This window comes from Nocardioides dubius (assembly GCF_039528155.1).
In the GTDB taxonomy this organism is placed as follows: Bacteria; Actinomycetota; Actinomycetes; order Propionibacteriales; family Nocardioidaceae; genus Nocardioides; species Nocardioides dubius.
In genome coordinates this window covers 220,259-232,415 of the sequence record NZ_BAAALG010000008.1, presented here as the reverse complement: position 1 = coordinate 232,415, position 12,157 = coordinate 220,259, and the positions used below count along the sequence as shown (strand labels likewise).

The 12,157-nt window shown below is 72.6% G+C and carries 10 protein-coding genes, 1 tRNA gene and 1 other RNA gene; 3 read left to right on the top strand and 9 right to left on the bottom strand.

Features of this window, described 5'->3' with window-relative positions:
* Together ABD151_RS11015 and ffs are read right to left on the bottom strand one after the other, a co-directional pair.
* On the bottom strand, window positions 1-1,440 hold a 1,440-nt coding region (locus ABD151_RS11015), incomplete at its 3' end, for a DNA polymerase III subunit gamma and tau (RefSeq protein WP_425571911.1).
* 146 nt (window positions 1,441-1,586) lie between these two features.
* An RNA gene (gene ffs, locus ABD151_RS11010) (signal recognition particle sRNA small type) lies at window positions 1,587-1,677 on the bottom strand.
* 132 nt (window positions 1,678-1,809) lie between these two features.
* Here ffs and ABD151_RS11005 point away from each other — a divergent pair.
* Window positions 1,810-1,897: transfer RNA gene (locus ABD151_RS11005), tRNA-Ser, on the top strand.
* A 188-nt stretch (window positions 1,898-2,085) separates the two neighbouring features.
* Entirely contained in the window at window positions 2,086-3,969 is a 1,884-nt protein-coding gene (locus ABD151_RS11000; protein ID WP_343994225.1) for a diguanylate cyclase domain-containing protein, read from the top strand.
* Between the two features lie 46 nt (window positions 3,970-4,015).
* Here ABD151_RS11000 and ABD151_RS10995 read toward each other — a convergent pair whose 3' ends face one another.
* The 7 genes from ABD151_RS10995 to ABD151_RS10965 form a co-directional block, all read right to left on the bottom strand.
* The gene (locus tag ABD151_RS10995) at window positions 4,016-5,317 is read right to left on the bottom strand and encodes a S8 family serine peptidase (RefSeq protein ID WP_343994224.1); all 1,302 of its coding nucleotides are present in this window, start codon (window positions 5,315-5,317) and stop codon (window positions 4,016-4,018) included.
* Complete coding sequence (locus ABD151_RS10990; protein WP_343994223.1) at window positions 5,308-6,699, bottom strand: type VII secretion protein EccB; 1,392 nt, start codon at window positions 6,697-6,699, stop codon at window positions 5,308-5,310. Before ABD151_RS10990 ends, ABD151_RS10995 begins: the two co-directional genes overlap by 10 nt.
* A 3-nt stretch (window positions 6,700-6,702) precedes the next feature.
* Entirely contained in the window at window positions 6,703-8,055 is a 1,353-nt protein-coding gene (gene eccD, locus ABD151_RS10985; RefSeq protein ID WP_343994222.1) for a type VII secretion integral membrane protein EccD, read from the bottom strand.
* 123 nt (window positions 8,056-8,178) lie between these two features.
* Window positions 8,179-9,429 (bottom strand): TrbL/VirB6 family protein, encoded by a 1,251-nt coding sequence (locus ABD151_RS10980; RefSeq protein WP_343994221.1) that lies wholly within the window; start codon window positions 9,427-9,429, stop codon window positions 8,179-8,181.
* Window positions 9,426-9,881, bottom strand: coding sequence for a hypothetical protein (locus ABD151_RS10975; protein WP_343994220.1), 456 nt, complete (start codon window positions 9,879-9,881; stop codon window positions 9,426-9,428). The genes ABD151_RS10980 and ABD151_RS10975 overlap by 4 nt, the downstream gene beginning before the upstream one ends.
* Before the next feature lie 85 nt (window positions 9,882-9,966).
* Window positions 9,967-10,266: a WXG100 family type VII secretion target gene (locus ABD151_RS10970; RefSeq protein ID WP_343994219.1), complete on the bottom strand. Its 300-nt coding sequence runs from the start codon at window positions 10,264-10,266 to the stop codon at window positions 9,967-9,969.
* 39 nt (window positions 10,267-10,305) lie between these two features.
* On the bottom strand, window positions 10,306-10,611 hold the full coding sequence (locus tag ABD151_RS10965) for a WXG100 family type VII secretion target (protein ID WP_343994218.1): 306 nt from the start codon (window positions 10,609-10,611) through the stop codon (window positions 10,306-10,308).
* A 185-nt stretch (window positions 10,612-10,796) separates the two neighbouring features.
* On the opposite strand from ABD151_RS10965, the gene ABD151_RS10960 reads away from it, so the two are divergent.
* A complete protein-coding gene (locus ABD151_RS10960; protein ID WP_343994217.1) occupies window positions 10,797-11,375 on the top strand; it encodes a hypothetical protein in 579 nt (192 codons plus the stop codon).
* Window positions 11,376-12,157 lie beyond the last annotated feature (782 nt).

Sequence of the window (12,157 nt, the reverse complement as noted above, 5' to 3'; positions counted from 1 at the left end):
GGCAGCAGCAGGCGGCGCAGCGGGTGCCGCCGCGGGTGTTCCCTGGCTCTGTCGCAGGGCGGCGCGAGCAGCGGCCAGCGAGCCGGGCTGCTCGACCGGAGGTGCCGTCGCCGGAGCCGATCCTGCGGCCGCCGGCTGGGCGTGAGCACTGGGGGCGGCAACCGAGCCGAGGCGCTCCAAGCGCTCGATGCGTGCCAGGAGGCCCTCGGTCGCGTGGTCCGCGGCGGGCAGCAGCACCCGCGAGCAGATCAGCTCGAGCAGCAGCCGCGGTGCGGTGGCGCCGCGCATCTCGGTGAGTCCGGCGGCGAACAGGTCGGCGGCCCGGCTCAGGGAGGCGAGGCCGAACCGGTTGGCCTGCGCGGTGAGCCGCTCGGCGGCGTCGGCCGGGATGTCGATCAGGCCGGTGGCCGAGGCGTCGGGCACGGCGGCGATGATCACCAGGTCGCGCAGGCGGCGGAGCAGGTCCTCGGTGAAGCGGCGCGGGTCCTGCCCCGTCTCGATCACCTTGTCGATGACGCCGAAGACCCCGGAGCCGTCGGCGGCCGCGAAGGAGTCGACGATCTCGTCGAGGAGGGAGTCCGGGGTGTAGCCGAGCAGGCCGGTGGCCAGGCGGTGGGTGACGCCCTCGGGACCGGCACCGCCGAGCAGCTGGTCGAGCACGGAGAGGGTGTCACGTGCCGAGCCTGCGCCGGCTCGGACCACCAGCGGCAGGGCGGCCGGCTCGATCGCGACGCCCTCCCGCTCGCAGAGCTCACCGAGGTAGGTGGAGAGCAGGCGCGGCGGGATCAGCCGGAACGGGTAGTGGTGGGTGCGCGAGCGGATGGTGGGCAGCACCTTCTCCGGCTCGGTGGTGGCGAAGATGAAGCGCAGGTGCGGCGGCGGCTCCTCGACGAGCTTGAGCAGCGCGTTGAAGCCCTGCGGGCTCACCATGTGCGCCTCGTCGATGATGTAGACCTTGTAGCGGCTCTTCACCGGGGCGAAGAACGCCTTCTCGCGCAGGTCGCGGGCGTCGTCGACCCCACCGTGCGAGGCGGCGTCGATCTCGATCACGTCGATCGAGCCGGGGCCACCGCGAGCCAGGTCGCGGCACGAGTCGCACTCGCCGCACGGATCGGCGATCGGGGCGCGCTCGCAGTTGAGCGCGCGGGCCAGGATCCGGGCCGACGTCGTCTTGCCACAGCCGCGGGGGCCGGAGAACAGATAGGCGTGGTTGACCCGGTTGTTCGCCAGCGCAGCGCGCAACGGCTCGGTGACGTGCTCCTGACCGATGACTTCGGCGAAGGTCTCCGGCCGGTAGCGGCGGTAGAGGGCGAGCGGTGCTTCCACTCTCTGAACCCTAGGGCATGGCCCCGACAAGGGCGCCGTTGCGAGCGATGTTCGGGGCGTGCTGTGGCAAGGCGGACGCCCGAGACGTGGCGGAGCCACGGCGAGGAAGGACAACGCCGTCCACAGCGCGGGCCGGGCAGCGCGCAGCAGGCGCGATTGGCGGGGACGTGCCCCCGGGCATGGCTCCTACACGAGCACCCCGGTCCACGAAGCCCCGAGGAGCACCCCGGCGCGGAGCACCAGAAGGCGCCCGGAGACGCAAAGGCCCCCCGCGTACCCGACAGAGCTCACCTGCCCTTGCTGCCTTCCGGCCCTGGGGGAGTTCAGCGAGATGCCGCCACGCGGGGGGTTGCGCAGGAGTCTAGGCGAGCCCCGCCGTCAGCCCAAGACGAGGGGGTCCTCGCGCACCAGCCCCGGCCTGCCTGGAGCGGGACCGGCGACCCCGATTTCCACCGCTCGACCATCACCGGTAATCTTCGCGGCGGAGGTATCGCCTAGTGGCCTATGGCGCTCGCTTGGAAAGCGGGTTGGGTTAACGCCCTCGGGGGTTCGAATCCCCCTACCTCCGCCATCTGGAGAACGGCCTCTGGCCAGCAGCGATGCTGATCAGGGGCCGTTGTCGCATCCCCGTCATCGTGCGCCGGCGAGCTCCGCAGGTCTCATCGTTGTGACCTCCCCCGCAACACGCTCACCCGGTTTTCTCTAATGTTGGCACCGCCAACCGATAGGACGGGCAGACGACAGCGGGAGGGAGTGATCGTGAGCCAGGCACGCCGCGCCGTCGATCGCGGCCCCGTTCCGGCCCCCAGGTCGCTCACCCACACCGTGCTGTGGGCGCTCGGCGCCGCCCTCGTCTACGCCGCGGCGGTCGCGCTCGGCCGCGCCACCCGGGTCACCGGCAGCGAGATCGCGCTGATCTGGCCGGCCGCCGCCGTCGCCGTGCTCTGGGTCAGTCACGCCCGCGCCACCGGACGCCGCAGCGTGCTGGTCGCGAACTGCGCGCTCCTCGCCGTCGTCTCCGGGACGACCAGCCTGGCCACCGGATCGGTGCCGAGCTCCGCGATCTGGTTCGCCGTCGTGAACCTGACCCTGGCCGTCGCCACCGCGATCCTGCTGACGGGCCGCGAGGCCCGGCCCCCGCAGCTGCGCGACCCGGGCGACCTGGCCCGCCTGCTGCTCGCCACCGCGGGCGGCAGCCTGATCGCCGCCACCATGGCCACCGGCTACTTCGCCGTCACCTCCAGCAGCGAGAGCCTGCACACCACCTTCGCCATGTTCGCGGTCCGCAACGGCGTCGCGATCCTGGCCGGGGTCGCTGTCGCGATCAAGCTCCGCGACAGCTCCTGGACCGCCAGCTACGTCTCCAAGAAGCGGCTGCTCGAGGGGATCGCCGCGGTCGGCTTCGCGGCCGTCACCCTGGTCGCCGTCTTCTGGGTCTACTCCGATCTGCCGCTGGCCTTCGTCAGCCTGGTGCCGGCGATGTGGATCGCGCTGCGGTACTCGACCACCGTGAGCACCGTCTTCCTGCTCGCTGCGGGCGTCTTCATCGTCTGGACGACGCTCGTCGGCCACGGTTTCGACGTCGACACCGCGCCGATGGTGCGCGCACTGCTGGCCCAGTGCATGGTCGGCAGCCTCACCTGCGTGGTCCTCGCCCTGGCCCTGTTCCGTGACTCCCGCGCCGCGCTGGTCGCCGAGCTCGAGGCGGCCGAGGCGCGTGCGCTCGCGGACGCCGACTTCCTGGCCGGGGTCCTCGACGCCGCGACCGAGCAGTCGATCATCGGCACCGACCCGACCGGCATCATCACCGCGTTCAACCACGGTGCCGAGCTCATGCTGGGCTGGGAGCGCGACGAGATGATCGGGCGCAACGCCACCGAGCTCCATCTGGCTGCCGAGCTCGAGGCCCGGTCCCGCGAGCTCGGCGTGGCAGCAGGCTTCACCGTCTTCTCCGCCAGCGCCCAGCGCGGGCGCGCGGACGTGCGGGAGTGGACCTACGTGCGACGCGACGGCACCCGCCTCGACGTCAGCCTCGCCGTCACCGCGACCGCCGGGCCGGACGGCGAGCACACCGGCTACATCGGCGTCGCCACCGACATCACCGCACGGAAGCGGGCCGAGGCCGATCTGCAGTGGCTCGCCCTCAACGATCCGCTGACCGGCCTGGCCAACCGAGCGCACTTCATGAGCGAGCTGCGGGCCGCACTCACCGCCGGGAGCAGCACCCGCACCGGCCTCGTCTACCTGGACCTCAACGGGTTCAAGCTCGTCAACGACGGCTGGGGCCACGCGGAGGGCGACCGGCTCCTGGTCGAGGTCGGCGACCGGCTCACCCGGATCGCCGGGGACGGCCCGACCGTGGCCCGCCTCGGCGGCGACGAGTTCGCCGTCCTGTGCCGTGACGTCGACGAGGCCGAGCTCGACCTGCTCGCCCGCCGCATCAACGAGGAGCTCGCGCGGCCCTACGAGCTGGCCGACGGCCAACTGTTCGACGGCCTGTCGGCGAGCCTCGGCACCGCGCTCGGCGAGCCGGACAGCGAGTCGACGGCACTGATCGAGCGGGCGGACCAGCGGATGTACGCCGCGAAGCGGGCCCGGCGCGCGCGCCACCCGAAGCCCACCCCCGAGGTCCTGCGCGGCTGAGCCTGCTCGGAGTCGCAACGCCCCGGGAGCGTGGCCGGACGACTGCTCAGGGGCGCGGACGACGGACCAGCAGCGGCCGCACCAGCAGCGCCAGCACCAACGCACCACCCGCGCCGATCCCCCACCAGCGCATCGAGTGCCGGGCCCCGGCGAGCAGGTCGTCCTCCGGCTCGGGCGCGCTCAGCTCCTCGGCGGGCTCGCGCACCACGGCCGGGGCACGCAGGGTGCCATCGCGGGCGACGTCGAGGTCGGCGCGCAGCGCAGCCAGCGGCTGGATCATCCCGTTGCCGTCGAGTGCCTGATTGCCGTACCCACCGCGGGCGGTGGCCTCGATCCTGGTGCGCACCTGGGCCGCGGTGATCCGCTGCTCGGAGAACGCATCGAAGAGCAGGGCTGCCAGCCCCGCCACCTGCGGCACCGCCCAGCTCGTCGCCACCTCCGCGAGTGCACAGGTGCGCCCTTGCGGCCCGAGCACGATCAGCCCGGAGCCGGGAGCGGAGACCGACACCGCAGGGCCGGTGGTGACCGCCGCGGTGGGCACCGAGCCGTCGCGATCGGCCGCGGTGACGGCGAGCACGCCGTCGAGGCGCGCCGGGTAGGGGACCTTGTCCTCGCCGGCGCGGAACGCGTTGCGCGCCTTCTCCTGCTCGCTGTCGCCCGACGACCGGTTGCCTGCCGAGGCGACCACCAGCACCCCGGCCCGCTGGGCCCGGCGCACTGCGCGGGCCAGGGACCGGTCCGGCTCGGTGATCGAGAGCGAGATGCTGATGACCTTGATGTTCTCCCGCTTGCGCAGCCGCAGCGCCTCGCTGATCCCGGCCGCGACGTTCCCGGCGGTGACCGGCGTCAGATCGTCGTCCTCGAAGGCGGCGACGATGTCCGCGCCGCCGTCCGCGACCCGGATCGGGACGACGTGGGCACCGGGGGCCACGCCGATCGGCTGTGCCGCGCTGTCGCCCGAGGCCGGCAGCGTCCCACTGACCAGCGACGCCGTCAGGGTGCCGTGGCTGTCATACAGCTTGGACTTCGTCCCGGGCAGCCCGATCGGGCCCCGGGTGGTGATCCGCTCCGCCCGCGACGCCCCGGGCAGCAGGGCAGGGTCGAGGCCGGTGTCGAGGACGGCGACGCCGATCCCCGTGCCGGTCGCGATCCGGTGCGCCTCGGCCAACCGCAGCCGCTGGCCGAGGTCGCCGGTCTGGGTGGTGTCCTCGATCGGCTCGGCGTAGTCGCCCTCGGGACGTGCGGGTTGGCAGTCGCTGCCGCTCACCTCGGCCTGTGCGGGGCCCGCCGGAAACACCAACGCGGCGCCGGCCAGCGCGGCGGCGATGCCGAGACGCGCTACTCGCATGTCATCTTCTGCGCGGCGAGGTCCGGGGTTCCGAGCGCCAGCTCGCGGGAGAGCTCCGGCCCGCAGGAGCCGATCAGCTCGATCCAGGCGTCCGGCACGGTCGGCGGGTCGAAGGAGCCGTAGCCCAGGCTGTCCGCGGTCTCCCCGGCTGGGCCGCCGAGCGGATAGCGACGGCCAGCCGAGTCGATCAGCCAGGGCTGGCCGCCGGTGCGGTCGCCGTGGTCGGCGCCGAGCACGTAGGCCCCGCGCGCGGTGGCCACCTCGACCGCGATGCCGTCGTCGACGCCGTCGGCACTGGCCGCCGGCACGGGTGCCGTCGCCAGCATCGCCTGGGTCTCCCGATCGGCATCCGTGGACAGCACGGCGCAGAGCTCCCGGCTGCCGTCGGCGGTGGGATCGAGCTCGGTGGCACTCGGTGCCTGGGCCGGCCAGCCGCTCGGCGCCGGCACCGTGCGGGTGCTCATCGGCCCGCTGGTCTGCCGCTCCGCAGGACCGCCGAGCGCGACATAGATCAGCTCGGCGAAGCCGGAGAGCGGCATCGGGCCGTCCGTGCCGAGCAGGTAGACCTGGCCGCTGGCCTCGACGATGTCGCCCACCGAGAAGCCGGAGCCCATGTAGTCGGCCGCACCGCCAGCCCCGACCGGGAAGCTGGTCAGCTCCAGCGCCGGTCCCTCAGGGATCAGGTCCAGCCAGGCCGGGCTCACTGTGCCGAGGTCCTGCACGCCGCCGAGGGCGTTGGTGATCGCGATCCGGGAATCGTCGGTGGCCGGAAGAGCGAGCCGCCGCGCGCCCCGCTCGGTCTGCGCCACCAGGTAGTAGCCTCCGTCGTCGCCACTGGAGCGGACCACGGCGGCACCGGTCGGGGCGGGCGTGGCGAGCGCGGCGTCGTCGTCGATGCGCAGCCGCAGGCCGCCGCCCCCGACCACGCACGCCGTCCAGCCGTCGCTGACCAGTGCACCGGCCTCCGGCGGGTCGTCGGGGGCGCCGAAGATCCCGATCGAGTCGCCGCCGACATGCTTGTTGATCTCGTCCTGCTTGACCGTGCGCAGCTCGAACCCCGAGCCCAGGATCAGCATTCCGGAGGTCACGTTGACCAGGCGTCGCGGCTCGTCGCCACTCTCCAGGATCACGTAGGGCGTGCCTCGCTCCTTGGAGATCACCATCCCCGGCTCGCGCCAGTCCGCCGGGGTGGGCGGGCGGAAGAAGCCCGCGATCGCAGCGCCCGCGAGCAGCAGCACCGACAACGCGATTCCGCCGACCAGGGCGCGCCCGGGGCGCACCGGCTCCACCTCGCGTCCACCGGGCGCACCGCTCAGGAAGGCGGTGACCAGGCGACGGCGGCTGAAGGCATGCGCCTCGACCAGATCACGCTTGGTGGACATCGCTCACCCGACCAGGCCGACGGCGACCACGGTCAACGGCAGCAGCGCGACCAGCGCCGCGACCTCGGCGACGTCGCCCAAGCGGCCACGGCGGATCGCCTGGCTGCTCGGCACCAACGTGAAGGCCAGCAGCGCCGCGCCACAGCCGGCCAGGATCACGGCCACCGACGGCTGCCAGTCGGGGTGCAGAACCAGGACCGCGGCGGCGGTGACCAGCAGACCGAGCACCCCCGAGGCCAGCCCGAGCAGCACCTGCGAGCCGGCCCGGTACTGGCGGGTGCGCAGCATGACCACCACGCAGCCGGACACCACGAGCAGCGTGCCCGCCCAACCGAGGCTGACGGTCATCGGCGCGATCAGCACCAGCAGCGCGCCGACGGTCGCGGAGATCGCCAGCAACAGCTCATGACCGAGCACCGCGTCACGGCGCACCAGGTCGGGGTCGATCGGCGTGGGCTCCGCGGTGATCTCGCTGTGCGTGATGATCTGCTCGACCCGGGTGCTGGTCGCGCTCAGGGCCAGCCAGGGCAGGAGGCTCCCAGCCACCACGACGGCGGCCAGGACGACGGTGAACGCCTCGGCCACATCGGTGATCTCGGCGGCGTCCATGACCAGGCCACTGGCCGCGAAGATGCTGCCGACCACCACTGCGGGGATCACCAGCACCCGTCCGGCGTCGAGCCCGGCGACGGCGGCGATGCCTGCCAGCAGGGCTCCCCCACCGGCGGCGGCGATGGTGATCGGGTCGCTGAGCGCCCGGTCGTCGACGGCCATCACCCCGGCGACGGCGGCGTAGCCCGCCCCCATCCAGGCCAGGCAGATCGCCGCCTCCCGCTCGCGCTGCGCGCGCGACAGCGTCACGCCGCCGACCACCAGCAGGGCCGCGATCACGGCAGCGGCCACGGCACCGAGGTCGGAGTCGCGCTGCAGCAGCAGGGCGAAGGCTCCGAGGGTCAGCAGCAGACACGCGGCGGTCAGTGCGGTGCGCCGGCCGGCCACGGGCGACCACGGCGTGAGGTCGCGCTCGACGGCGTCGGCCATCGCCTCGACGACGTCGTCGTAGACCCGCGGCGCCTTCTCGTCCACACCTGCGGTGACGGTCAGCAGGCCGCCGTCCTCGATGCCCTGGATGGTCAACCCCGCGTCACCGGCCAGCCGTCGTCCGTCCGGAGCCACCAGCTGGTAGCCGGCGTAGACGGTCGCGGCGTCGAGCAGGCCCACGCTGCGGGCGAGCTCCGGCAGGAGCTCGGCGACCGGAACCGATCCGGGAAGGACCAGATCGACACGACGAGACCCCGAGGCGACGGTCACCCGCACCATTCCCGAGGCCCCCGCGGGGGGCGCGGCCTGGGACATCCGTCTCCCATCATCAACGTCCACACGGGGCGGCGGCCCCGATGCCAGCAGTGTGCAGCCTAGGCCATCGACGCGGCCCACCGTCGCGCGAAGCAACGCGGCAGGTCGGCTAGCCTGCACGCACTAGTCGAGCACGGCGCCGCCGGCCTCTTCCTCTCCCAGCCAGCTCTCGTCGTCGGCGTAGGTCAGGGCGTCGCGGTCCTCGCCGCGCTCGTCCCGCTTGCCACGGCGTCCGCCGGTGCCGGCGGCGGCGACCGGGCCACGTCGGCCGGCCGCGCCACGCGTCCCGCTCTGCCCCGGTGCCAGCCCGGCGCGGGAGCCCGCGCCGGTGCCTCGGGCGCCGCTGGTCGCGGGGCGTGCGGTCGCGGACTGACCCGGCGTCATGCCGGGGCGTCCCAGCGTGCTGCTGCCCGGCTTGGCCGCCGAGCGCCCGAGCTGGGCCGGAGTGCCGGGCGTCAGGCCGCGCAACGGAACCCCGCTGCGGGTCGCCGCGAGGGCGGCACCGGTGCTCACCACTCCTGCCCCGATGCCGGTGACCGCGCCGGGCACCGGACTGCCGGGCGTGGGCGCGGAGATCGGACCGGTAGGTGCCTGCACGGTCGGGCTCGTCGGACGCACCGGATCGATGGGGTTCTTCGGGCCCGGGTCGTCGGTGTCGTTGGGACCGGGCCAGACCGGCTCCGGCTGGACCGGGATCGGCTCGACGATGGTCGTCGGCGGCTTCACCGGCGTGACCTGGTAGACCGGCGGCTGCTTGGTGGGGCCGGAGATCACGTGGGTCGGCGTCGGCGCAGCGCTGGGCGTGGTGGCGCTCTTCTGCTGGGGATCGAACCGGTCCGGGGTGCGCTCGCCGGTGATCTCCCGCAGGATCACCGCAACGCCCTCGAGCTCGGTGTCGAGCTTGGTCAGCGCGGCCTGCGACTCCTGGTCGCGCACGCCGAGACGGGAGGTCTGGGCGCTCTGGTGCGCCTTGCGCATGTCGATCAGGTCCACGCCCTCAGCGCGCAGCCCACCGGGACTGAACGCGCCGATGGCCGGCGAGAGCTGGGTGTTCTTGACCTCGGTGATCGCGGTGCTGGCCTTGACCAGCGCACCCGCGGCGCGGTTCACCTCGTCGATCCGCTTCTGCACCTGGTCGGCGATCCGCCGGTAGGCCACGGCCGCGGCCGGACCCGCCTTGCTGAGGGTCTTGTCCTTCTCCAGCGCGTCGGCCTGACCGATCAGGCCGTTCTTGACCTCGAACAGGATCTCGGAGGCGGAGCGCCAACCCTGGGCAGCCTTGGTGATCTCGAGCTCGTCGGCACCGGCGATCGTCGCGGCGAGACGGCGCTCGGCCGCGCCCGCGTTGGGCGCGCTTCCCGCATCGCACGTCATGACGAGGCTCCTTCCTCGGTGGGCAGGTTCTCGTCGCGCGAGGCCTGGCCGGCCTGCTCGGCCTGGTTGGTGGTCTCGACGCCGGCGATCGCGTTGAGCATGGTCGCGTTCATGGTGTCCTGGTCCTCGGCGTCGGAGACGCAGAGCTTCAGCTGCTTGGCGAAGTCGAGCAGATCGTTGTTGACGCCGACCAGGACGTCGCTGACGATCGTGTGGGCCAGCGTGTGCAGCTGGGCGACCTCGCTGGCATGGCCGTAGTCACCGAGCCGGACCGCATCGACGTGAGCCGGCACCTTCTTGAAGGCGGCATCGGCGATCAGGTCGGCAGCCAGGGTCTCGGTCTTGGTGGCGACCTCTTCGACCGCCTGCGGATTGACGCGAAGCTCCTCGGAGCCACCGCCGTCCCCGCCCGGAAGATCCGGCGTGAACTTCATCGGAACCCAGAAAGACAAGGTTCAACTCCCCTGTGCGATGAAAGTGGGTGGAGCCGCGGTCGGGGTGCTCGGCACGCTCAGCCGAGCACCCGGCGCGGCGCGATCACCAAGCGAAGCGCTTGGCGTTGTTCGCCTCGGTGGACATGTACTCCTCCTTGGAGAGGTTCACGGCCTTCGCGATGCCCTGGAGAGCGAGGTTCATGTCCGCCATGCCCTTGTCCCACTCGGCACGGCAGGCGTCGAAGGCGTCGGAGTCCTTGCCGCTCCACTCCGCCTTGCGGGCCTCCATCCGCTTCTCCATGTCATTGATCTTCTGCTCGAGCGCGGCCGCCGCGTTCAGGATGTCGCCGGCGCTGGCGTCGAGTGCTTCGTAGCCGACCTTGAGGTCACCCAGGTTGCCCATTGTCTTGTCTCCTAAGGAATGTGGTGGTGGAAGGACAGATCAGCCGAGACCGGCTGCGTAGCGGTTGAAGCCCTGCGAGACGTTGTCCTCGGTCGAGGTGTAGTGCGCCTCGACGGCGTTGAGCTCGTCGCGGAACCGCTCGAGTGCGGAGAGGGTCTTCTTGGCCGCCTCGTCCCACCGCATGATCGTGGTCTGGAAGGCGGTGCCACCGCGTCCGACCCACTCGGTCTCCAGGCGAGCCAGCTTGCCGCGCAACGTGGCGATGTCGGCCGTGCTCTCCTGGTACACCTGCTCGACGTCCTTGGCGGACTGCAGGAGGACTTGTTCGGACTTGGAGATGCTCATCGATCTGTCCTTTCCCCGTGACGGGTCCACCCGCCCGAGACTTCTTGGAGAGCCGGAGCTGCGGTTCAGCCCGGCATCGAGGGAGATACCCGAGCCCGAGGGCGCTAAACCTCGGACGCAGGTTTTCCACAGATCCGCATAGGGTGGCCAGCACGTCCGCTCATCACCTTCTCGGGAGAACGAAGATGCGCCTCGCCGTCCTCGCCAGTGCGACCCTGCTGGGCCTGACCCTGATCGCCGGCTGCGGTGACGACGATCCCCAGCACTCCGAGCCGACGCCGGACGCGAGCACCAGCGCAGGCACCAGCGGCACCGAGGGCGGCACCCCGACCGAGCCGACCGAGCCGACCGACAGCGCGCCGGCCGGAGTGCTCGTCGAGCGCCCCGGCTTCGCCCTGCAGGTTCCCGAGCAGTGGCAGGTGGAGCCGGGCGACGACAGCGTCCGGGCGCAGCTGGCCACCGACCCGGTCGCGATCCTGAGCATCTCGCGCCACGAGCTCACCCCGATGCCGCCGCTCGCGGACCTGGTCGAGATGGGCGAGAACCTGATGTCCGCCTCGACCGGCGTGAAGCGGGTCGCCGACACCACCGTCGCCGGCGCTGCCGCGTTCGTCTTCGAGGGCGAGGACCTGGGCTACCCGCGGATCGTCGTCGGGATGGAGCGCAGCGACGGGATCGTCACCCTGGCGCTGACCCACCCGGGTTCGATGGCCGATGCCCGGGCGGCCCTGGACGGGATGCTCGCCAGCTGGCAGTGGCGCTGAGCGTCGCTCAGGTCTGCATCTCCCACAGCACCCGGAAGGCACCGCTGGCGACCACCAGCGCTGCGATCGCGAACGCCCCGCAGAGCACCTCGCCGAGCTCGGCACGCCGTGCCCAGCGCACCGAGCGCCAACCACGTCCGGTGGCGACCGCGGCCGCCACCACCACCAGCGCCAGCGCGGTGGCGAGGGCCACCCACCACCAGCGCTGCTGCGACGACGCGTCGACGAGCAGGTGCCAGGCGAGCACCGCCCAGCAGTAGGTGCCCGCGACGCGCAACGCCGCCCGGGCCACCCGGTGGCGCAGGTTGCGCGCGGCGAGCAGCAGGCCACCGCCGACGAAGAGCACCAGCGCCTCGGCACCGATCTCATCGACGCTCAGGGTGGCGGTGCCGAGCAGCGCCGGCGCTGCCACGGCCACCACTCCCGCCAGCAGCAGGCAGGCCGTGGTGACGACGACGGCACCGGTCTCGAGCAGGTCCTCGACCATCCGCGGGGCGATCACCGTGCGGCGCCGCTTGCCCGAGCGGACGTCGCGGGCCGACCACGCGGTGATCGCGAGCCGCTCCAGGTCGATCAGGTACTGGTCGGGCACGTCCACGGCGAGCATCGGCACGAACCGGCAGGCCAGCAGGGTGAGCAGGAGCAGCAGCGCCCAGTGGGCGGCCGGGTCGGCGTCGGTCAGGGTGGTGAGCGCGGTCAACCCGAAGCAGAGCACGCCCGCCGCCATCCACACCTCGGCGACCTCACGGCGTCCGGTGTCCAAGGCGCGGGCGACGCCGGCG

What these genes read in the sequence shown, in the direction of transcription:
- ABD151_RS10995 (WP_343994224.1), bottom strand. Translation starts at nt 5,317, where the DNA reads ATGCGAGTAGCGCGTCTCGGCATCGCCGCCGCGCTGGCCGGCGCCGCG.
- ABD151_RS10990 (WP_343994223.1), bottom strand. Translation starts at nt 6,699, where the DNA reads ATGTCCACCAAGCGTGATCTGGTCGAGGCGCATGCCTTCAGCCGCCGT.
- eccD (WP_343994222.1), bottom strand. Translation starts at nt 8,055, where the DNA reads ATGTCCCAGGCCGCGCCCCCCGCGGGGGCCTCGGGAATGGTGCGGGTG.
- ABD151_RS10980 (WP_343994221.1), bottom strand. Translation starts at nt 9,429, where the DNA reads ATGACGTGCGATGCGGGAAGCGCGCCCAACGCGGGCGCGGCCGAGCGC.
- ABD151_RS10970 (WP_343994219.1), bottom strand. Translation starts at nt 10,266, where the DNA reads ATGGGCAACCTGGGTGACCTCAAGGTCGGCTACGAAGCACTCGACGCC.
- ABD151_RS10965 (WP_343994218.1), bottom strand. Translation starts at nt 10,611, where the DNA reads ATGAGCATCTCCAAGTCCGAACAAGTCCTCCTGCAGTCCGCCAAGGAC.
- ABD151_RS10960 (WP_343994217.1), top strand. Translation starts at nt 10,797, where the DNA reads ATGCGCCTCGCCGTCCTCGCCAGTGCGACCCTGCTGGGCCTGACCCTG.